20 protein-coding genes are annotated in these 21955 nt (G+C 65.8%); 12 read left to right on the plus strand and 8 right to left on the minus strand.

The features are described 5' to 3' along the window. Positions 1–365: 365 nt before the first annotated feature. From Q0A27_RS06030 to ychF, 3 genes are all read right to left on the minus strand, one after another. Positions 366–1262 (minus strand): DDE-type integrase/transposase/recombinase, encoded by an 897-nt coding sequence (locus Q0A27_RS06030; RefSeq protein WP_291474162.1) that lies wholly within the window; start codon positions 1260–1262, stop codon positions 366–368. Positions 1263–1288: 26 nt separating this feature from the next. Next, positions 1289–1678, minus strand: a complete 390-nt coding sequence (locus Q0A27_RS06035; protein WP_291474163.1) for a hypothetical protein — start codon at positions 1676–1678, stop codon at positions 1289–1291. A gap of 577 nt (positions 1679–2255) precedes the next feature. Next, a complete protein-coding gene (gene ychF, locus Q0A27_RS06040; RefSeq protein ID WP_291474164.1) occupies positions 2256–3341 on the minus strand; it encodes a redox-regulated ATPase YchF in 1086 nt (361 codons plus the stop codon). 120 nt (positions 3342–3461) lie between these two features. Here ychF and Q0A27_RS06045 point away from each other — a divergent pair, with 120 nt between their 5' ends. Genes Q0A27_RS06045 through Q0A27_RS06070 form a run of 6 tightly spaced genes read left to right on the plus strand, consistent with a single transcriptional unit; the run spans position 3462 to position 9245 of the window. After that, positions 3462–5102 (plus strand): sodium-dependent transporter, encoded by a 1641-nt coding sequence (locus Q0A27_RS06045; RefSeq protein ID WP_291474165.1) that lies wholly within the window; start codon positions 3462–3464, stop codon positions 5100–5102. Beyond that, positions 5099–5263 (plus strand): methionine/alanine import NSS transporter subunit MetS, encoded by a 165-nt coding sequence (gene metS / locus Q0A27_RS06050; protein WP_291474166.1) that lies wholly within the window; start codon positions 5099–5101, stop codon positions 5261–5263. Before Q0A27_RS06045 ends, metS begins: the two co-directional genes overlap by 4 nt. A 60-nt stretch (positions 5264–5323) precedes the next feature. Next, positions 5324–6844: an AI-2E family transporter gene (locus Q0A27_RS06055; protein WP_291474167.1), complete on the plus strand. Its 1521-nt coding sequence runs from the start codon at positions 5324–5326 to the stop codon at positions 6842–6844. Between the two features lie 27 nt (positions 6845–6871). Then, complete coding sequence (locus Q0A27_RS06060) at positions 6872–7690, plus strand: DUF6542 domain-containing protein (RefSeq protein ID WP_291474168.1); 819 nt, start codon at positions 6872–6874, stop codon at positions 7688–7690. A gap of 21 nt (positions 7691–7711) precedes the next feature. After that, positions 7712–9010, plus strand: coding sequence for an exodeoxyribonuclease VII large subunit (xseA, locus tag Q0A27_RS06065; protein WP_291474169.1), 1299 nt, complete (start codon positions 7712–7714; stop codon positions 9008–9010). Further along, positions 9003–9245: an exodeoxyribonuclease VII small subunit gene (locus Q0A27_RS06070; RefSeq protein WP_291474170.1), complete on the plus strand. Its 243-nt coding sequence runs from the start codon at positions 9003–9005 to the stop codon at positions 9243–9245. Before xseA ends, Q0A27_RS06070 begins: the two co-directional genes overlap by 8 nt. Here Q0A27_RS06070 and Q0A27_RS06075 read toward each other — a convergent pair. After that, entirely contained in the window at positions 9229–9858 is a 630-nt protein-coding gene (locus Q0A27_RS06075) for a DUF4245 domain-containing protein (RefSeq protein WP_291474171.1), read from the minus strand. The two genes, Q0A27_RS06070 and Q0A27_RS06075, sit on opposite strands and share 17 nt — an antisense overlap. Positions 9859–9957: 99 nt before the next feature. Here Q0A27_RS06075 and glpX point away from each other — a divergent pair, with 99 nt between their 5' ends. The 6 genes from glpX to Q0A27_RS06105 all read left to right on the plus strand — a co-directional run bounded on the left by glpX (position 9958) and on the right by Q0A27_RS06105 (position 18512). Continuing rightward, positions 9958–10977 carry a class II fructose-bisphosphatase gene (gene glpX / locus Q0A27_RS06080; protein WP_291474172.1) on the plus strand — a complete coding sequence of 340 codons (1020 nt, stop codon included), beginning with the start codon at positions 9958–9960 and terminating at the stop codon, positions 10975–10977. Between the two features lie 128 nt (positions 10978–11105). After that, the gene (locus tag Q0A27_RS06085) at positions 11106–12503 is read left to right on the plus strand and encodes a class II fumarate hydratase (protein ID WP_291474173.1); all 1398 of its coding nucleotides are present in this window, start codon (positions 11106–11108) and stop codon (positions 12501–12503) included. Between the two features lie 140 nt (positions 12504–12643). After that, positions 12644–15172 carry an excinuclease ABC subunit UvrA gene (locus Q0A27_RS06090; RefSeq protein WP_291474174.1) on the plus strand — a complete coding sequence of 843 codons (2529 nt, stop codon included), beginning with the start codon at positions 12644–12646 and terminating at the stop codon, positions 15170–15172. Further along, positions 15150–16061 (plus strand): RNase H family protein, encoded by a 912-nt coding sequence (locus tag Q0A27_RS06095; protein WP_291474175.1) that lies wholly within the window; start codon positions 15150–15152, stop codon positions 16059–16061. Before Q0A27_RS06090 ends, Q0A27_RS06095 begins: the two co-directional genes overlap by 23 nt. A 115-nt stretch (positions 16062–16176) precedes the next feature. Continuing rightward, a complete protein-coding gene (locus tag Q0A27_RS06100; protein WP_291474176.1) occupies positions 16177–16908 on the plus strand; it encodes a TetR family transcriptional regulator in 732 nt (243 codons plus the stop codon). A gap of 11 nt (positions 16909–16919) precedes the next feature. Beyond that, positions 16920–18512, plus strand: coding sequence for an MDR family MFS transporter (locus Q0A27_RS06105; protein WP_291474177.1), 1593 nt, complete (start codon positions 16920–16922; stop codon positions 18510–18512). A gap of 113 nt (positions 18513–18625) precedes the next feature. Here the strand turns inward: Q0A27_RS06105 and Q0A27_RS06110 are convergent, their stop codons facing one another. The 4 genes from Q0A27_RS06110 to Q0A27_RS06125 all read right to left on the minus strand — a co-directional run. Beyond that, positions 18626–19234, minus strand: a complete 609-nt coding sequence (locus tag Q0A27_RS06110) for a GNAT family N-acetyltransferase (protein ID WP_291474178.1) — start codon at positions 19232–19234, stop codon at positions 18626–18628. A 45-nt stretch (positions 19235–19279) separates the two neighbouring features. Next, complete coding sequence (locus Q0A27_RS06115) at positions 19280–20683, minus strand: PhoH family protein (protein WP_291474179.1); 1404 nt, start codon at positions 20681–20683, stop codon at positions 19280–19282. Between the two features lie 70 nt (positions 20684–20753). Next, the gene (locus Q0A27_RS06120; RefSeq protein ID WP_291474180.1) at positions 20754–21359 is read right to left on the minus strand and encodes a hypothetical protein; all 606 of its coding nucleotides are present in this window, start codon (positions 21357–21359) and stop codon (positions 20754–20756) included. A 164-nt stretch (positions 21360–21523) separates the two neighbouring features. Then, the coding region (locus Q0A27_RS06125) for a hypothetical protein (protein ID WP_291474181.1) at positions 21524–21955 on the minus strand (432 nt) is incomplete at its 5' end.

The following is a 21955-nucleotide window of genomic DNA, read 5'->3' on the forward strand; positions in this document are numbered from 1 at the left end:
CGGAGAGCGTTTCATCCCCATGCTTCTACAGGCCAGGCATGCTGTCAGGAGGCGGCCCCACGGAGTGATCCGTACGCCGCACTGACCACTCGTGCAGCAGGTCTGCGTCAGGCACGGATCGGCCGCACTGTGCCACGATGCGCCCGATCCGTGCCTGACGCAGATGTGAAGCCCCCTGAAGCCGCGCCGGAATACGACCCGAGGGAGTGGTCTGCTGGGACCAGACCACCCGGTCCGCTCGATGTCAACCTGTGTGGAGTCACCCGACCCTAAACGGTTGCTTCCTGCTCGTGATTGATCCCGACGACGTCCGCCGGCTTCCGGGTCTTCGGCCTGCCCCGGAACCGCTCCGGATACCGGGCGAATTAGCGCTGCAACGCTTTGTCGCGGACCTTGTGCTTGGCTTTCCACGTCCCGTCGAAAACGTCCTGCGGGCTGAACAGCTCAATGCCGGAGTGCTTGTGGCAGGTGTTGTACCAGGGAACACACGACCGCAGGAACGCCCGCGCAGCCTCGACTGAGTCGAAGACGCCAGGATAGTTGGGCCGGTACTTCATCGTGCGGAACTCCGATTCGGAGTACGGATTGTCGTTCGACACGTACGGCCGGTTGTGACTCATCTCGATGCCTTTCCAACCGGGCAGGGTCTTCAAATCGTTGGACTTCATCACCGCCCCGTTGTCGGAGTGCACCACTTTCGGCGGCCCGTAGGCTTCAACCGCCTGGGTGAACATCTCGTTGACCAGATCCTGGTCCTCGCGTTCCTCGACTCGCCAGGCGATGATCATCCGCGAGTAGATGTCGATCACCGAATACGCCTTGAATGACTTCCCGGTATACGGTGACTTCAGATCCGTGATGTCCCAACTCCACACTTCACCCGGGGCTTTAGCCACCACCACCGGTGTGGCCCGCTTTTTCGACGTGCCGGTGCCTTTGGTCGGGGCGACAGGCCGGTGGGCCTGGTCCAGGCCCGCGGCGATACGCCACCATGACCGGCGCTGCGCGATCATGATCCCGGCGTCCCACGCGGTGGCGAACGCATAGTCCACCGACTTTCCCGCGGCCCAGGCCACCTGGATCAATACGGCGATGACCGCCCGGTCGAACAGGTCGATGCGTGACTCGTAGGCACGGTCAGCCTGATGGACCGGACTGGACACCGTGGTACGGGGATGATGACGGTAGTGCCACGTCGACCGGGACAGGTCAACGAGCTCCAACGCCTTGCGCAGCGACCCCAGGCATTCTGGTCGTTTCAACTCATTGACCAGGGTGTTTTCCTGGTTCAGGAATCGGAGGGATTCCTCTGCTCCCGGTTGTCGTCGGGCCCGTGCGCGGTGATCTCGTGCAAGAGCCCGATAGCTTTTCCCAGTGCATCATTGGTCGCCTCCAGCTCATTGACGCGCGCTTCGAGTTCAGCGATACGGCGTGTCTTCGCATCCTGGGATGCGGAGGTCTGACGGCGTTGAGATGACGAAGGCATACCATCAGATTGCCTGGGGGCCAGTCCACGGTCCAGATCGCCGTTGAAGACCGCTCTCTTCCAGCGTTGCAGCTGTCGGGGTGTGATGCCCCGGTCATTGAGCCAAGCGCCCTTGCCACCGTAGGGCTGCTGCTCGTAGGCGTAGACGATTTCCCTGATCTCGTTGTCGGTGTAACCCGGGCTGATACTCATCGCCTGGGCTCCTCTCTGTGTGCGAGTCGAAGTGACTCACACACAGCCTGACAAAGAGGGCCGACGTGGGGAGACAGGCTGGTTCACCCAGCCCGCGTCTGCGACGCGTGCGCTCCGGGATTCACAGTCACGTATCCCGTACCACCGGTGGCTTCGACCTCCACACCGCCGGCGACCACGAATCCTGAATTGACCCGCCCGAGATGCCCCTACCGGGCAGACCCGCGCCCCGGCTCGAGGTCGGTGAGCACGGGTTCAGACCGGCCACGCTCTCTGCGCATCCGGGCAAGCAGGTCAACGTCGTCAACACCAGACGCGAGTACATGACCTGCACCGACAGCAGCACACTCCGACTCTGGGATTCCCAGCTTTTCCGCTCGGCACGCTCCCACAACTCCGAGACCCGGACTCTCCGGGTGCCCTGGGCAGGGACCTTCGGTTTCGACGACAAGGTCTGCGGCGGCAAGGGCACGATCGCCGTCGTCCCACGCGTAGAGCGCAGATCCAACGGAACGGCGATGGTCGTGGTTGCTGAACGATATGATCACGAGACGTGTCTATGACGGGAAACCCGGCACTACACGTTGAACTTGAATTCCACGACGTCGCCGTCCTGCATGACGTAGTCCTTGCCCTCCTGGCGGACCTTGCCGTGGGTGCGGGCCTCGGCGACGGAGCCGTACTCGTCGAGGTCGTCGAAGCCGACGATCTCGGCCTTGATGAAGCCACGCTCGAAGTCGGTGTGGATCACGCCGGCGGCCTGCGGGGCGGTCGCACCCTGCGGGATCGTCCAGGCGCGGGACTCCTTCGGGCCGGCGGTCAGGTAGGTCTGCAGACCCAGGGTGTTGAACCCTGCCTTCGCCAGGGTCGCCAGACCCGGCTCATCCTGGCCGACGGAGGCCAGCAACTCGGCGGCCTCATCATCGTCGAGTTCCAGCAACTCGGACTCGGTCGCGGCGTCCAGGAAGACCGCGTCTGCCGGGGCAACCAGATCGCGTAGTTCCTGCTTCTTCGCCTCGTCGGTGAGCACTGCCTCATCGGAATTGAAGACGTAGAGGAAGGGCTTGGCGGACATCAGGTGGAGGTCACGGATCGGCGCGAGGTCGATCTCACCCTTCTTCGCGGCCGATGACAGCGTCCGGCCGTCCTCGAGGATCTTCTGCGCAGCCTCGGCGGCGACCGCCTCCTCGGCCTTCTCCTTGTCCTTGCGTCCTTCCTTCTGGAGCCGCGGCAGGGCCTTCTCGATGGTCTGCAGGTCGGCGAGGATCAGCTCGGTCTCGATGACCGCGATGTCGGACTGCGGGTCGACACGGCCGTCGACGTGGATGACGTTGTCGTCGGAGAACGCACGGACGACCTCACACACCGCGTCGGCGTCACGGATGTTGGCGAGGAATGCGTTGCCCATGCCCTCGCCTTCCGAAGCACCCTTCACGATGCCGGCGATGTCGACGAAGGTCACCGTCGCCGGGAGGATCCGCTCGGACCCGTAGATCTCGGACAGCCGCGTCAGCCGCGGGTCCGGAAGCTCCACCATCCCCTCGTTCGGCTCGATGGTCGCGAAGGGGTAGTTCGCGGCGAGCACGTCGTTGCGGGTCAGAGCATTGAACAAGGTGGACTTGCCGACGTTGGGCAGTCCGACGATACCGAGAGTAAGAGACACGGGGACCATCCTAACCGGTGATGCCCCGAGTCCTGACCCCTCCCCCTTTCCCGCCAGTTCACTGTGGGGCTACTGTTGTTCCATCAAATCTGACGGTCACTATCGAGAAGGACTTACATCATGTCCGATACCAGCCACGGCACGGAGGTGAAGGTCAACCGCGACACATTCAACTCGCGGATGCTCTTCATCTTCGCCGCCATCGGGTCCGCTGTGGGGCTCGGCAACATCTGGCGTTTCCCCTATGTCGCCTATGAGTCCGGCGGTGGCGCGTTCCTCATTCCCTATCTGTTCGCGCTGTTCACTGCGGGTATCCCGCTGCTGTGGCTGTTCTTCGCCCTCGGTCACCGCTTCCGCGGTTCCGCCCCGATGGTCTTCCGCCGTCTGCATCCCAAGGCTGAGGTCATCGGCTGGTTCCAGACCGGTGTCGCCGCGTTCATCGGCCTCTACTACGCCGTGATCCTCGCCTGGGCCGGCCTGTACATCTTCAAGTCCTTCAACAAGGGTTGGGGTGACACCCCCGACGAGTACTTCGCCAATGACTTCCTCGAGTCCGACAAGCTCAGTGACGGCGGAATCTTCTCCGGCAACTTCGTCTGGCCGATTCTCATCGCCATGATCATCGTCTGGATCATCACCATCGGCGTGCTCGCCCTCAATGTCTCGGCCGGAATCGGACGGGTCGGCATGATCTTCATCCCGATCCTGGTCATCCTGTTCGTCATCATGGTCATCCGCGCCCTCTTCCTCGACGGTGCCTCCACCGGTCTCGACGCCCTGTTCTCCCCGGACTGGTCGGCACTCACCGACTCGAGTGTCTGGATCGCCGCCTACGGACAGATCTTCTTCTCCCTGTCCATCGGTTTCGGAATCATGATCACCTACGCCTCCTACCTCAAGCCGCGGTCCAATCTCACCGCCACCGGCATGGTCACCGCCTTCGCGAACTCCTCCTTCGAGGTCCTCGCCGGCATCGGTGTCTTCTCCGCGCTCGGCTTCATGGCCGTCCAGCAGAACGTCCCGGTCGACGAGGTCGCCTCCTCCGGTATCGGCCTGTCCTTCATGGCGTTCCCGGCGATCATCAACGAGATGCCCGCCGGCGGCCTGTTCGGCGTCCTGTTCTTCGGCAGCCTCTTCATCGCCGGTCTGACGTCGCTGATCTCCATCATCGAGGTCGTCGTCTCCGCCATCGCCGACAAGATCGGTGTCGACCGTCGCCGCGTCGCTATCCTGGTCGGCGTTCCGATGGCCGTCATCTCCTGCCTGGTCTTCTCGAGCTCCGCGGGCCTGATGAGCGTCGACATCGTCGACAAGTTCACCAACAACCTCGGCATAGTGTTCTGTGCGATTCTCGCGACGGTGGTCATCGCCTACGTCCTGCGACGTTCCACCGAGATCGAGCGCCACCTCAACGCGGTCTCCACGTTCCGCGTCGGCCCGATCTGGAAGTTCTGCGCCTTCGTCATCACTCCGCTGGTGCTGATCTACACCCTGGTGAAGGAAGTCATCAACCTCATCCAGGACGGTTACGAGGACTACACCTCCGGCCAGGTCTTCGGCCTCGGCTGGATGGTCCTCATCATCATCGCCATCGCCGGAGTGGCCATGGTCTTCGTGAAGTACAAGAATGCCCGCGTCCTCGACGGTGTTCCCGGCTCCGATTTCGGTGTCCCGGTCGGCACGCGTGACGCCAAGGCGCCCAACCGCTTCGCCACAGCCGCGGCCACAACCACTACTGAGAAGGAAGGTGACCGATCATGAGCGCCGGAGCTGTCGCCATGCTGGTCCTGTTCATCGTCGTCATCTGGGGTGGTCTCGTCCTCTCCGCACTCGCCCTGCGCGGCAAGGTCGACGAGGAGGCCGGCGATCTCGGGACTCTCCCGGGTACCACGGACGCCGAACTCATCATCCACGGTCACTGACGGGCACTGCGCCGTCTTCGTGCAGCGCAGTCGCTGACACTGCTCCCCCGGTAGGGCACAATGGGGCGGGTGAGCAGTGAACAGAACGGAACCCCGTCCACCGGGAGCAACGGATCCTCCGGTTCCCCGGACAGTCGTGATCCCCGCGACATGACCGGAGGACGCGATTTCGCCGACTTCCTCATGGGGTCCGGTCCCATACCCGCCGAGTCTGCGGTACCCCTGCCCGAGGAGCAGGACAAGCTCCTCAAGCAGCCTGCGGACACCGACGGGGTGCAGGACCCCCGACTCCTCCCCGACGTCACCGAGGTGACCGGCGGGGATGCCGACGACAACGGCATCCCCGACCACCAGGAGGAGATCCGCGACCGGGCCGAGGTCATCGGTACCTCGATGCGCTGGTTCGCCGGCTGGTGTCTCCGCTTTCTCGTCATCGCCGCCGCCGGTTACATCCTCTGGATCGGCTCGGCGAAACTGTGGGCGGGCATCCTGCCGATCATCCTCTCGATCATCGTCTGTACGGTGCTGTGGCCGCTGTCCCGGCAGCTGCGGAAGTGGCACTTTCCCAACCCTCTCGCCGTCCTGACCTCGCTACTGGTCTTCTTCGGCGTCTTCGCGGGCATCATCGCCGCGATCGCCCCGAGTGTGGTCGACCAGGCCGGTGAGCTCGTGGACAAGGGCACCGAGGGGGTCCAGAAGATCCAGGACTGGGTCGCTGGCCCGCCTCTGGAGCTGCAGAGCGACCAGATCGACAACGCCATCGACCAGGCCACCAACTGGCTCCAGGACAGCACCGACCAGATCACCCAGACCGCCGTCGCCGGCGTTTCCGCCGTGACCTCGGCCATCGTCACTCTGGTTGTCGTCCTGGTCCTCACCTTCTTCTTCCTCAAGGACGGCGAGAAGTTCCTCCCGATGGTCCGTCGGGTCACCGGCCGTCGCGTCGGCTGGCACATCACCGAAGCTCTCACCCGCTGCTGGAACACGCTCGGCGGCTTCATCCGCACCCAGGCCATCGTCAGTTTCATCGACGCCTTCTTCATCGGACTCGGACTGTTCATCCTCGGGGTCCCGCTGGCCGGGCCGCTGGCGATCATCACCTTCTTCGCCGGTTTCATCCCCATCGTCGGTGCCTTCACCGCCGGTGCCCTGTCGGTCCTGGTCGCCCTCGTCGGCAATGACTTCACCACCGCGATCATCGTCCTGATCATCGTGATCGCCGTCCAGCAGCTCGAGGGCAATATCCTGTCCCCGGTCCTGCAGTCCCGCGCCATGAACCTGCACCCGGTGGTCGTACTGCTGTCCGTCACCGTCGGTGGTGGCCTGTGGGGCATCATCGGCGCCTTCCTCGCCGTCCCGGTCGCCGCGATGATCGCGGAGATCATGCGATACATCGGAGACCTCACCGACCTGTCCACCGGCGAGAAGAAGGCCGAGGAGATCAACTTCGCCACCGAGGACGGGGCGAAAGGTGCCGAACGCAACGAGGACGCCGCCCGTCGGTGGCGGGAGTGGCGTCTCACCCGCAAGGGTCTGACCGTGACAGACGCCACCGACACACCGGACGACACGGCGAAGTGACGGGCCCGTCCTGTAGCATGACTGCCCGTGACCAATGACCCCCAAGCTCCGGAAGACGTGCCCCTGAACCGGTGGGGCTTCATCCCCCCGTGGGCACCGCTGCTCGTCGCGGTGGCGGTCGTGTTCACCGGGGTTGTCCTCGGGGAGATCAGCGCCGTCTACCTCGTGCTGTTCTTCCTGTCCTCGATCGTGTGCACTGCGCTGGTCGAACTGCGGGGCCTCTTCCTCACGGTCGTCACGGTCCCGTTCGCCTGGTTCGGAGGCATCACCGTGATCGGCTACTTCGCCGACCGTGCGTCCTTCTCCGACGGAAACCGGAAGACTGCCCTGCTCACCGCGGTCTTCCCCGCGGTCGAGAACTACCTCTGGCTGCTCGTCACCTTCCTTGTCAGCCTGCTCATCGCGTTGATCCGCCAGCGTCTGGACGCCGCCGCCCGCGAGCGCGCACTACGCCTCGCCCGCCAGCGTCGTCGGCGCACCGCAGCCGCTGAGGAGGACAACCGTCGCGTCACCTCCAGGGTGCGTGACATCGAGCGTTCCGCTGACCGTGACCGGGAACGTGAGGACCGGGAACGTGAGGACACCGCCGAACGTGCCCGCTCGGCCCAGCGTGCCCGCACCGTGACCCGTCCACCGCGCCGTCCCAGGACCGGTGACGCCGCCTCCTCATCTGACGCAGCGTCGACACCCGCTGCGTCCCCGGCGTCCGTCAGCTCTCCGGAGCAGCCGGAGATCCGCACCCGCACCGCCGAGGAACTTCGCGCGGCCAGTGAGCGTCGGCGTGCCCGTGAAGAGTCCTCGCGGACCGCCCGTCACCGCAGTGACGACGCCCCCCTCGATCTCTGACAGATCTCTACAATCAGAGGCATGTCAGAATCCCCGGGTCCCACCACAGCGGACTCCCCGTGGCACGTCCATACCGTCAACGAGAAGGTCAAGGGCTGGATCGAGCGGCTCGGCCATCTCTGGGTGGAGGGGCAGATCACACAGCTCAACATGAAGCCGTCGTGGAAACTCTCCTACATCACCCTGCGTGACGTCTCCCAGGAGCAGTCGATCCCGTTGACCTGTTCGACGCAGATGCTCCGCAACCTCCCCGTACCGGTGAAGAACGGCGACCGCGTCGTCGTCTACGGCAAGCCCGCCTACTACGCCGGGCGCGGCACTTTCTCCCTCTGGGTCTCACAGATCCGCCCGGTGGGGGTCGGCGAGATGCTCGCCCGCATCGAGGAACTCAAGCGGGCACTGGCCGCCGAGGGCCTGTTCGACCCCCGCCTCAAGCGTCCGCTCCCCTTCCTCCCGAACCGCATCGGTCTGATCACCGGACGCGAGTCCGCCGCCGAACACGACGTCATCTCGGTCTCCCGTGACCGCTGGCCGGCGGTGCAGTTCGAGACAATCAACACACCGGTCCAGGGCGCCCAGGCGGTCCCTGCGATCCTCGCCGCCCTCCGGACCCTGGATGATGACCCCCGGGTGGACGTCATCATCGTCGCCCGTGGTGGCGGATCAGTGGAGGACCTCCTCCCCTTCTCCGAGGAGGCGCTGGCCCGGGCGGTCAGTTCCATGACCACCCCGGTGGTCTCCGCGATCGGCCATGAGCCGGATAATCCGGTCCTCGACAATGTCGCCGACCTGCGTGCCGCCACCCCCACCGACGCCGCCAAACGCGTCGTCCCCGATGTCGCCGCCGAGCTTTCGCTCATCGCGGAGTTGCGGGGACGCGCCGCAGCGGCACTGCGCTCCTGGGTAGCGAATGAGCAACGGGGCCTGGCCTCGGTCCGCTCCCGGCCGGTACTGGCCGATCCCATGCTGCCGATCAGCCGCGCGAGGGACATGGTGGAGGACGCCCGTTCCCGCAACGACCGTGCACTCGGCGTCCTCGTCCGGACCGCCCGGCACCAGGTCGAGTCCCTGCGGGCCCGGGTCAACGCGCTGGGCCCCTCGCAGACCCTCAGTCGCGGCTACGCGGTCGTCCAGGTCGTCCCCAGGGACCACACCCCACCCCAGGTCGTCACCACTGTCGACGATGTCGAGCCGGGATCACAGCTGCGCATCCGCGTGCTCGACGGCTCGGTGACCGCGGCGGCCATGGCGGTACAGAAGTCCCCGACGAACACACAGACAGCACCGGACACAGGAACCGAGGAGTCCACCGATGAGTGACCAGAACACCCAGCAGACCTTCCGCCCGCTCGAGGAGCTCAGCTACGAGGCCGCCCGCGACGAACTCATCGAGGTCGTCAAGATCCTCGAGCTCGGCCAGATGAGTCTCGACGAATCACTGCACTACTGGGAACGGGGCGAGGCACTGGCCGCCTACTGCGAGCAGTACCTCGACGGCGCGTCGAAGCGGGTGGAGGACGCACTGGCGAAGCGCGACGTCACTCCGTCGGAGTAGGCACGCCCGGGGTGGAGGACGACGCCCCCGTCTCCAGCGGCTCGGCCTTCGTCACCGCCTCGGCCATTGTCCGGTACTGCGCCTGGGTGGCGGTACCGGAGATCAGCAGGCGGACATCCCCCAGGTCGACCGCCCAGATCTTCTTCACGTCGTCACCGGACCAGATCTGCCAGGTGACGTCTTCACCGGTGGAGGACTTCGAGGCCGGCACCACGAAGGTGTCGGTCTCCTCGCGGTACTCACCGTCCTCGTCGTTGACGGCGTCCTCCAGCTCGGCGACGGTCTGGGTCACCGCGAGATAGGCCTCCCCGTCGATGACCCAACCGGCCTTCGACGACGGCTCATTGTCGACCATGGTGCGTCGTCCGGAGTTGGCCTCCCAGTTGTCCGGGAGGGCCGGCAGACGCACCGGGATACCGAGCCCGCGGGCGTCGGTCTTGAGGATGGTGTCGATGTCCACCTCCTGCACGGGACCGGACTTGTCCGCCGAGCCTGGGTTGAAACTGCACAGACCGGTGAAACCGACGGAGAAGAACATCACCACCAGCAGGACGCCCAGCGAGATGATGAGGTCGCGGGTGTTGGTGAACATGCGTGGCTTCTCGATCTTCACGGTGTCGATTATGTCACGCGGTACCCCCTCGCCCGGAATCGGCGGCGACGTGGAACAATGGGACACGTTGTCAAAGCACATCAAAGAAAGTTGGTAGCCATGACGGCTCAGCCCACTGTCCCCGCCGACATCCCCATGAAGGCACCCGACCGCAACCTCGCGATGGAGCTGGTCCGCGTCACCGAGGCCGCCGCCCTCGCATCCGGCAAGTGGGTCGGACGCGGCATGAAGAACGAAGGTGACGGTGCTGCGGTGGACGCGATGCGTTCGATGATCAACACCGTCCAGATGAACGGCGTGGTCGTCATCGGTGAGGGCGAGAAGGACGAGGCCCCCATGCTGTTCAACGGCGAGAACGTCGGCACCGGTGAGGGCGCCAACGTGGACATCGCCGTCGACCCGGTGGACGGCACCACCTTGATGTCCCAGGGCCGTCCGAACGCCATCTCCGTGCTCGCCGCCGCTGAGCGCGGCTCGATGTACGACCCCTCCGCCGTCTTCTACATGAAGAAGATCGCGACCGGCCCGGAGGCCGCGGGTGTCATCGACATCTCCGCCCCGACCGAATACAACGTGCAGGCCGTCGCCAAGGCCAAGGGTGTCGATCCGACCGACGTCACCGTCATGGTCCTCGACCGTCCGCGCCACGACCAGCTCATCGCCGAGATCCGCGCCGCCGGCGCGAAGGTGCGGCTCATCGGAGACGGCGACGTCGCCGGTGCGGTCCACGCCGCGATGGCCACCAGCTCTGTCGACCTGATGATGGGTACCGGTGGAACCCCGGAGGGCATCATCACCGCCTGCGCCATGAAGTGCATGGGCGGCGAGATCCAGGGCATCCTCGCCCCGAAGGACGATGCCGAGCGCCAGAAGGCCCTCGACGCCGGCCTTGAACTGGACACCGTCCTCACCACCAATGACCTGGTGAAGTCGGACAACTGCTATTTCGTCGCCACCGGTGTCACCAACGGTGACCTGCTGCACGGCGTGACCTACCGCAGGTCCGGTGCGACCACCACCTCCCTGGTCATGCGGTCCCGTTCCGGCACGGTCCGTCGTATCGAGGCCGTCCACCAGCTCCAGAAGCTGCAGGACTACTCCGTCCAGGACTACGTCTGATCCCCTGACGGAGAATCTGAAAATAGGGTGACCTCACCCCCGGAATCGGGGGTGCCTGGTGCACCTGTCACCGGCGTGGGTCACAATGGTCCCCGTCACATCACCAAGTAAAGGACATGGCAGGACACATGAGCGAGCAGGAATACCGCATCGAGCACGACACGATGGGCGAGGTCAAGGTGCCCGTCGACGCACTGTGGCGTGCCCAGACCCAGCGTGCCGTGGAAAACTTCCCGATCTCCGGTCGTCCGCTGGAGGCCACCCAGATCCGCGCGATGGGTCTGCTGAAGGCCGCCTGCGCCCAGGTCAACAAGGACTCCGGTGCGCTGGACGCCACCAAGGCGGACGCCATCATCGCCGCCGGTAAGGCCATTGCCGAGGGCACCTACAACGACGAGTTCCCGATCGACGTCTTCCAGACCGGGTCCGGTACCTCCTCGAACATGAACACCAACGAGGTCATCGCCTCGCTGGCGAAGCAGAACGGTGTGGAGATCCACCCGAACGACGACGTGAACATGGGGCAGTCCTCCAACGACACCTTCCCCACCGCCACCCACGTCGCCGCCACCGAGGCCGCCGTCACCGACCTCATCCCGGCCCTGTCCCAGCTGCGTGAGTCGCTGGCCGCCAAGTCTTCCGAGTGGAAGGCCATCGTCAAGTCCGGCCGTACCCACCTGATGGACGCCGTGCCGGTCACCCTCGGCCAGGAGTTCGGCGGCTACGCCCGTCAGATCGAGCTCGGTATCGGGCGAGTCGAGGCGACCCTGCCCCGCCTCGGTGAGCTGGCCATCGGCGGCACCGCCACCGGTACCGGCCTGAACACCTCCGCCGACTTCGGCGCCAAGGTCACCGAGGAGCTCAAGAAGCTCACCGGTGTCGAGCAGCTGAAGGAGGCCGAGAACCATTTCGAGGCCCAGGCCGCCCGTGACGCCCTGGTCGAGTTCTCGGGCGCCATGCGCACCATCGCCGTGTCGCTGAACAAGATCGCCAACGACATCCGCCTCATGGGTTCCGGCCCGCTGACCGGTCTGGCCGAGATCCATCTGCCGGATCTGCAGCCGGGCTCCTCCATCATGCCGGGCAAGGTCAACCCCGTCCTCTGCGAGACCGCCACCCAGGTCGCCGCCCAGGTCATCGGCAACGACGCCGCCATCGCCTTCGGCGGCGCCTCCGGCCACTTCGAACTCAACGTCTTCATCCCGATGATGGCGCGCAACGTCCTCGAGTCCGCCAAGCTGCTGGCCAACACCTCCCGCGTCTTCGCCGAGCGTCTCGTCGACGGCATCGAGCCGGCCGTGGACCGTATGAAGACCCTGGCCGAGTCCTCCCCCTCCATCGTCACCCCGCTGAACTCCGCGATCGGCTACGAGGCCGCCGCGAAGGTCGCGAAGACCGCGCTGAAGGAGGGCAAGACCATCCGTCAGACCGTCATCGACATGGGCTTCGTCCCGGAGAAGCTGTCCGAGGAAGAGCTGGACAAGCGCCTCGACGTGCTGGCCATGGCCAACACCGACCGCGACTAGTCACCGCCTGGTCGGTAACTGACCTCTGACTCCCGCCCACAGCGGCGGGATCACCCCGGCGCATGGCCGGCAGAAACACTCCTGCCGGCCATGCGCCTTTCTGTGTCCCGGCCATCGGCCCCACGCCTACCATTGTGGACATGTCTTCCCTCCCCGACCACATCAGCGTCCGCGGGGCGCGGGTGAACAACCTGCGGAACATCGACGTCGACATCCCGCTGCACCGGCTGGTCGGCATCGCCGGAGTGTCCGGATCCGGGAAGTCGTCGCTCGCTCTCGGCGTCCTCTACGCCGAAGGCTCCCGCCGCTACATCGAGGCGCTGTCGACCTACACCCGACGGCGTATGACGCAGTCCACCCGGGCGGATGTGGACGCCGTCGAGCACGTTCCCGCCGCCCTCGCGCTCCGGCAGCGTCCGGGGGTACCGGGCGTGCGGTCGACCTTCGGCACCTCCACCGAGCTGCTCAATGTCGTGCGGCTGATGTTCTCCCGGCTCGCCTCCCACCTCTGCCCGAACGGCCACCGCGTCCCGCCGTCCCTCGCTGTCGCCGCGGAGACTCCGTTGCTCTGCCCGGAGTGTCACGCCGAGATCCACGCTCCCGGCGCGGAGGCCCTCGCCTTCAATTCCGAGGGTGCGTGCTGTCGCTGCGGCGGCACCGGCGCAGTACGGACCGTGGATGACGCCACCCTCGTGCCCGACCCCTCGAGGTCCCTGGATGACGGCGCGGTGGTGCCGTGGAACATGTTCGGCTTCAATGTGCAGCCGGACATCGCCCGGGAGTTCGGCGTGCGTACCGACCTTCCCTGGTCGCAGCTGACCGACGACGAGAAGGAGATCGTCCTCGACGGGCCGGAGGAGAAGAAGCACATCACCGTGACCTCGGTGAAGGGGGTCCATGATCTGGACTTCACCTTCCGCAATGCCCGGCTGACCGTACTCAAGGAACTGGAGCGGGCCGGAGCCGACGACTCCGGCAAGCGACTGGCGAAGGTTGAACGGTTCCTCTCCACAGGAGTCTGCCCGGACTGCGGTGGGACGCGACTGTCCGATGCTGCCCGCGCCCCGCAGATCACCACCGCCACCGGGACCCGCAACCTCGCCGAGGTCACCGCTCTTCCACTGCACGATGTCCTGTACTGGGCGGACGGGGTGGAGGACGCCCTGCCGACCGAGATGTACCCGATGGCCCGACGTCTGGTGGACACCCTGCGGTCCATGGCCCGTCGGCTCACGGGGCTGGGACTGGGCTACCTCTCTCTCGACCGGGCGGGATCGACCCTCTCCACCGGCGAACGCCAGCGGGTGCAGCTGGCGCGGGCAGTGCGTAACCGGACCACCGGCGTCCTCTATGTCCTGGACGAGCCGTCCATCGGCCTGCACCCGGCGAATGTCGACGGATTGCTCGGCATCATGACCGATCTGCTCGATGACGGGAACTCCGTGGTCTTCGTCGACCACGATGTCCGGGTACTGCGGCGGGCCGACCATCTCGTGGAGATCGGCCCGGCGTCCGGCAGCGGCGGTGGCACGGTCGTGGCGTCCGGGACCGTGGCTGACCTCCAGGCGTCCGGAACCTCCCGGCTCGCCGGTTTCCTCACCGGCGAGGAGGAGGTGCTCGTCCGTGACCGGCCTGCACCGGACGAGGTCTTCACCGACGGCCGGATCCGGGTGGAGACCTCTGCCGTACACACCGTCCACCCGCTGACCGTGGAGTTTCCGCTCGGCAGACTCACCGCCGTCACCGGCATGTCCGGTTCCGGAAAGACCACTCTGGTCCTCGAGTCCCTGGTCCCGGCACTGCGGGGTGACCGGGTACCGCACGTTGCCGCGGTGGAAGCCCCGACCGGAACCACCGTGCATGTCGTCGACGCGACACCGATCGGCATCAACGTCCGGTCCACTGTCGCGACATACTCCGGTGTGATGGACGATCTCCGTGCCGCCTTCGCCCGTCTGCCGGAGGCGACGGAGGACGGGCTCACCGCCTCAGACTTCTCCTACAACACCGGTTCCAGGGAGAGGTCCCTGGCCTGCCCGCGCTGTGAGGGGACCGGGCAGATCTCGCTGGACGTCCAGTTTCTGCCGGATATCGACGTCCCCTGCCCGGACTGCCGGGGCACCCGGTACTCCCCCGACGCTGACCGGTACCGCCGCGAGGGTGTGAGCCTGCCGGAGCTGCTCGCCATGACGGTCGACGAGGCACTGGAGGCGGTGCCGGGGTTGAAGAGGGTACAGCGTCGGCTCGCCGCGTTCGCTGAACTGGGGTTGGGTTACCTCACCCTCGGCGAGGCCACCCCTGCCCTGTCCGGTGGTGAGGCGCAGCGCCTCAAGCTGGTCAACGAGATCCACCGCGACCAGTCGGACGCCGTCTTCGTCCTTGACGAGCCGAGTGTCGGTCTGCACCCGCTCGATGTCCGTACTTTACTGGAGGTGCTGCAGCGGCTGTGCGACCGGGGAGCGACCGTCCTGGTCATCGAGCATGACCTCGACATGATCGCCAATGCGGACTTCGTGGTGGACATGGGTCCCGGTGGCGGTACGGACGGCGGACAGATCGTCGCCACCGGCACTCCGGAGCAGGTCGCCGGTGACGACGTATCAGCCACCGGCGGTTACCTCCGGACCCACCTGTACGGTGAACAGCATGACAATTACCGCAGCCGCTGACGGATCCGCTCTCGGCAACCCCGGCCCCGCCGGGTGGGCCTGGTACATCGACGACGACACCTGGCGTGCCGGCGGCTGGCCTCACGGCACGAACAACATGGGCGAGCTCAAGGCGGTCCTCGATCTGCTGGAATCCACCGCGGACGCCGGACGCGCCGACGAGGACCTGCTCGTCCTCTGCGACTCGCAGTACGTCATCAACTCCGTGACGAAGTGGATGCCGGGCTGGAAGAAGAAGGGCTGGAAGAAGCGCGACGGCAAGCAGGTGCTCAATGTCGACCTGATGAAGGCCATCGATGCCGCAATGCAGGGGCGCCGTGTCCGGTTCGAATGGGTGAAAGGCCACGCCGGGCACCCGATGAACGAGGCCGCCGACCACCGGGCGAATGCGGCGGCCACCGCGTTCCAGAAGAAGCAGACCCCGCAGGAGGGCCCCGGTTTCGACGGCACACCTTCCCCCGCACATGCTGCAGCTCCCGGTGAGGCGCCGGCAGCAGCGCCGGCACAGGCACCGGTGGCCGCCACCGCGGGTTCCTCCGACGCGGACGCCGTCATCGACCGCGAGCTCGCCCTGCTCTCCGATGCGGTCCGTGGTGACCGGGAGCTGGCGTCCCGTCTACTGCACCCGGAGATGACGGAGATCGGTGCCACAGGTCGTCGGTACACCCGCGCAGAGGCGCTGGAAGCCCTGTCGCCGCTGGTCGGCTTCGATGCGGTCGATGAACTCTGTGCCGCAGATATCAGCACATCACAGATCGCCCCGGATGTGTTCCTGCTCACCTACCTGACCTCCGGCGCCACCGGCACCGTGGCCCGGAGCTCTCTCTGGGTCCGTGAGGGTGAACAGTGGACACTGCGCCATCACCAGGCAACTCCCTCCGGGCAGTAGCTGACATCCGTAACAGTTAACGGAGGTCACCGCAAGGCGCCCACCCCTTTTGCGGGTTAACTCAGGGTAAATTTGCATTGCGTGCAAGAATGCACCCGGTGTACAACAGACTCTCGTGACTGAGAGAAACACCGACTGCCCGGGGCTGCGCGAGCGCAAGCGCCGGGAAACGAGACAACGCATCGAGGACTGCGGCACTGAGCTGATCCTCGAGCGTGGTTTCGACCAGGTCACCCTGGAGGAGATCTGCGAGAAAGCCGGTATCAGCCGCCGCACCTTCTTCAACTACTTCGAGTCGAAGGACCAGGTCGCGTCCGGGACAGGCGTCCCACTGCTCGATCCCGGGGAACTCGACGCCTTCGCGACCGCCGATTCCGACAATATCGTCCGCGACATCCTCCGCTACATCGGGGAACGCGTCGACAACGACCCGGACACCTCGCTCGCACTCTCCCCTGACCGGGAGACGAGCCTGAGGATCAAGGCCCGACGCCGCAGGATCGTCAAGGAGACCCCGTACCTCATGCTGGCCGGCCTGTACCGGTTCGACCAGCTCGCGGGAACGGCACTGGAGACCATCCGCCGGCATCTCACCGCGTTCCCTGAGCGTCGTCGGCTACCCCATCTCTCCGTGGAACAGGAGGCGACCTTCCTGACCTCCTTCCTCCGCCAGGTCATCGTGACCGGCCCACTGATCTACAGCGCCGATGACAGCAGCCGGGTGGAGATGCTCCTGAAAGCCGGACGGGACCTCACCAGTCTCGCCGACGGCTACCAGGACGGCTGGGACACACGGAACACAACGGACACACGCAATTCCACACTGTTGGACCGAGAAGAACACTGACGAGGACACCTATGGAAAACAACACGGAGACGCAGGCGACACAGCCTCAGACTGCGTCCACCGCGGCCACGGACACTGCCGCGGTCGCACCCAAGAACAACGTCCCGCTGGTCTTCAGCGCCCTCATGCTGGGCATGCTGCTGGTCTCGCTGGGACAGACCATCTTCTCCACCGCACTGCCGACCGTCGTCGGTGAGCTCGGTGGCACCGACCAGCAGAGCTGGGTCATCACCTCGTTCCTGCTGGCACAGACCATCGGCCTGCCGATCTACGGCAAGCTCGGTGACCAGATCGGCCGCAAGCCGCTGTTCATCTTCGCTCTGGGCACGTATCTCGCCGGTTCAGTGGTCGGTGCACTGGCCCCGAACATCTGGGTCATCATCATCGCCCGAGCCATCCAGGGTGTCGGTGGCGGCGGCATGATGGTCCTCTCGCAGGCCATCATCGCCGACGTCGTCCCGGCCCGTCAGCGCGGCAAGTACATGGGCATGATGGGCGCCGTCTTCGGCCTGTCCTCCGTGCTCGGCCCGCTGCTCGGTGGCGTCTTCACCGACGGTCCCGGCTGGCGCTGGGCCCTCTGGTTCAACGTCCCCATCGCCCTGATCGCCATCGCCATCTCCCTCTTCGCACTGCACGTCCCGAAGCGTGGTGAAGGTGCCAAACTCGATATCTGGGGCACCCTGTTCATGGCCGGCTTCGCCACCTGCCTGATCCTCTTCATCACCTGGGGCGGCAAGGACTACGCCTGGGGTTCGGCCACCATCATCGGCCTCATCATCGCGACCGTCATCTGCGGCGTCCTCTTCGTCATCGCCGAGTCCAGGGCCTCAGCTCCCATCATCCCGCTGGAACTGTTCAAGAGCCGCAACTTCGTGCTCTGCTCCGCGTCCGGCATCATCATCGGTGTCGTCATGCTCGGCACCCTGGCCTACATGCCGACCTACATCCAGATGGTCCACGGCATGTCGCCGACCAAGGCCGGTCTGATGATGATCCCGATGGTCCTGGGTATGCTGCCGACCTCGATCATTGTCGGTATCGTCGTGTCCCGCACCGGCCGGTACAAGTGGTACCCGGTCATCGGTATGCTGATCACCGCCGTAGGCCTTTTCCTGCTCGGTGGTCTCGAGACCCACGACGGTCTGGTGCACCTCGGCCTGGTCCTCTACGTCTTCGGCTTCGGTATCGGTATGGCGATGCAGTTGCTCGTTCTCATGGTGCAGAACTCCTTCCCGGTCACCATGGTCGGAACCGCCACCGCATCGAACAACTTCTTCCGCCAGATCGGCATGTCCGTCGGTTCCGCGGTCGTGGGTTCCGTGTTCACCTCGCGTCTGCAGGACAACATGGCCGACCGTGTGCCGGGTGCCCTGCAGTCCCTCGGGGACAAGGCCGCCGAGTACACCGCCATATTCTCCGGTGAGAACCACAGCCTGACCCCCGCTCTCGTCGACAGCCTGCCGGGGCCGCTGCACGAGGCGATCATCACCAGCTACAACGACGGCCTCGTGCCGATCTTCACCGTGCTGGTCCCGTTCGCTCTTGTCGCCGCAGCCATCCTCTTCTTCACCCGTGAGGAAAAGCTCAAGGAAACCGTGGAGTAGTCGGTGTAGTCCTCACCTCCTCGGATTCCCCGGGCCCCGCCCCGGTACACGAAGTCCCGGTCACCGTCACAGTGACCGGGGCTTCTCGCGCAGGTTCAGGACGCCAGGAGAGTCTAGGAAGCTTCAGCGGACTCAGCGGACTCAGCGGACTCAGCGGATTCCTCGGGCTCATCACTCTCGCCCGACTTGACGACCCGCTCCTGATACTCGGGGTGGGCGGGACCGCCCTCCAGGACCTTCTCGAAGCTGACGATGTCCCGCCAGTTCCCCTTCATCGGGCCGTAGGTCATCTTCGCCATCGTGTGGGCGGTACCGATCTCCTTGAAACCGCGGGAACGGTGCAGCTTCATCGAACCGGGGTTCTCGGGGAAGACCACGGCGTGGATGGACCAGCATCCGGCTTCCGTGGACTTCTCGATGAGGTGGTCCAGGAGGGCACCCGCCACTCCCCTGCCGGTGGCGTCCGGGGACACGTAGACCGAGTCCTCCACCACGCCACTGAACACAGACCGGTGTGAGTACCAGGATCCGGTGACCCAGCCGAGGATCTTGCCGTCCTCGTCCGCGACGAACATGAGGTTGGGACGCCGGTGGGCCGTGAACTCCTCCCACGTGACGGTCTCACCTTCATATGTCGCGTGGCCGGTGTTCATACCGGCCTGCTGAATCGACGCGACCTGTGGGTAGTCGCCCTCCCTCATGGGGCGGATGGTGAATGTCATGACGATGATTGTAGAGTCGCGGACCCCGACGCGCACACGGTCGCGTCAACCGCGTTCCAACAGGTCCGTGACCAGTTCGGCGATCGCCGATCGCTCGGATCTGGTGAGGGTCACATGGGCGAACAGCGGGTGCCCCTTGAGCTTCTCGATGACCGCCTGGATACCGTCGTGGCGTCCCACCCTGAGATTGTCCCGCTGGGCGACATCGTGGGTGAGCACGACCCGCGAATTACGCCCCATCCGGGACAGCACGGTAAGTAGGACATTACGCTCCAGGGACTGTGCCTCGTCGACGATGACGAAGCTGTCGTGCAGGCTGCGGCCACGGATATGCGTCAGCGGCAGGACCTCCAGCAGATCCCGGTCGATGACCTCGTCGAGCACGTTCTCACTGACCAGCCCCTCGAGCGTGTCGAAGACAGCCTGCGCCCACGGGTTCATCTTCTCGTCGGCGTCCCCCGGCAGGTAGCCGAGGTCCTGACCGCCGACGGCGTAGATCGGCCGGAAGACGACGATCCTACGGTGCCGGTTGCGCTCCATGACGCTCTCCAGCCCGGCGCACAGGGCGAGGGCGGATTTACCGGTGCCGGCGGAGCCGCCGAGGGAGACGATGCCGACCTCCTCGTCGAGCAGCAGGTCGAGTGCCAGCCGCTGGCGGGCACTTCGTCCCCGTAGGCCGAAGGCCTCCAGGTCGTTCGGCACGGCCCGGAGGACGCCACCCGGGGCGACCCGCGAGATCGCCGACTGGCTGCCCGCGGTGAGCTGCACGCCGCAGTGCACCGGCAGATCGGACAGCAGGTCACCGTGGTCGTCGAGGCGCGCATCCACGATCCCTGCCCCGTCGGTGGCCCCGGTTGCGAAGAGGTCGTCGATGACTGTGGGATCCACCTCGGCCTCCGTCATACCGTCGTAGCCGGTGAGGACGACATCCTGGGCGCGGTACTCGTCGGCGTCGAGCCCGACCGAGCCCGCCTTCACCCGCAGTGGGACGTCTTTGGTGACCAGCGTGACAGCGTCACCGTCCCGACTGAGGTTCAGGGCGCAGGTGAGGATACGCCGGTCATTGTCGGCGCCGTCCGGCTTGGACCCGGCGGTGAGTCGCAGGCCGGCGGGGAGCACCGACTCATCGGAATGATTGAGCTCGACCCGCAGGGTGCCGCCTTCCGGGGTGACCGTGATATCGCGGTCGAGGCGCCCTTCAGTGCGCCGGAAGTCCTCGAGGAGATTGAGGGCCTGGCGGGCGAACCAGCCGAGCTCCGGATGCTGACGCTTGCCCTCCAGTTCACTGACGACCACCACCGGCAGCACCACCTTGTGCTCCGCGAACTTCAGCAGGGCCCAGGGGTCCGAGAGGAGGACGGACGTGTCGATGACGTAGGTGCGTAGACGGACGCAGGCCGCCCCGTCGGGGCGGCCTGCCGGTGATGTGGTGGTGTCGATGGTGGTCATGCCCCCGACGCTAGGGGGCGCACGTGTTACTCACATGGTTGTGAGATGAACACCGTGTGAAATCAACGGGCTACTCGGTCGCGGCCCAGGTGCCGGTCTCGTCCGGGTGCCAGCCGATGGTGCCGTTCTGGAACTCCTGGTCCCAGCCGGAGACCGGGTCACCTGTCTCCGGGGCGGTCGGCAGTCCGACAGGGTTCTGCAGGGCGCCGCCCTCGTTCCAGGTGTTGCCGATCTCTCCGATGAGCGGCTGGGCACCGGTCTCGGGCGAGGACGTGATCCAGCCGTTGGCGAAGGTGGCCAGGGTGTTGTCACCGTCGGTGGTGAACTCACTGAACGCACCGAGCGCCCCCGCCTCGCCACCGGCCTGCTCGTAGGCGGCGGCGATGTCCTCGGGCAGCTGGCTGGCGTCGGTGACGGCCTCGCCGTCGCCCGAGCCGCCGTCGGAGCCCTCCGCCCCGTCAGCTCCCTCTGAGCCGGAGGTGTCGGCACCGTCGGAACCGGCGGAACCAGCGTCGGCGTCCTCGGTGGAGGCAGCGGTGGCGGTGGCGGTGGAGTCCGAATCGTCATCGTCGTCGCTGCAGGCGGCGGCACCGAGTACCAGTCCGCCGGCGGCGATGACGGCCATCGACCTGGAGCCGACGCTCCGACGGGTGAAACGGGAACGGGTGATCTTCATCTGAAGTCCTCTTTCCTTGAAAAGTCGCGAGGGGTCGGGCGGGCTCGCCCACACCGTGTCTATCAGACTTTTCCGGCATGTGAGTGACGAAGATCATATCCGACGGGGGTAACAGTTCCACTACCCCCAGGTCAGCCGGACAATCGTCGGCCTGGAAATTATTTCTACCGTGAGCTTGATGCGCGGCGACCCCGGCAGATGCCGACGAACTGCTGGATCACCTCGTCATCGCGGTCACGGCGCCAGACCAGCCCGATTCCGGTACCCGGTGCCCCGTCGAAAACTCGGTGCACCACACCCCTGCGGTTGATACCGCGCAGCAGCGGTCGGGGCGCGACCACACATCCCACGTTCGCCGCGACAACGTCCAGGCTCTCCCGGACCTTCCCCGGGGCCACACCGCGGTAGAGGACCATCTCGTCCTCGAGGTCACGTGCGGTCACCTGCTCCTGGTCGTCGAGTGCTTCCAGGGCATGCCCCTTGGGCGCCGCGATCCCGGGCTGCTCCTCGTACAGGCGGACCCGGTGGAGACCATGACGCAGCATCTCCCGCTCGCCGATGTCGGACAGCTCTGCGAACCCACCACCCCCCACACC

Origin of the sequence: Corynebacterium sp. (assembly GCF_022712275.1) — a bacterium.
Lineage (GTDB): Bacteria > Actinomycetota > Actinomycetes > Mycobacteriales > Mycobacteriaceae > Corynebacterium.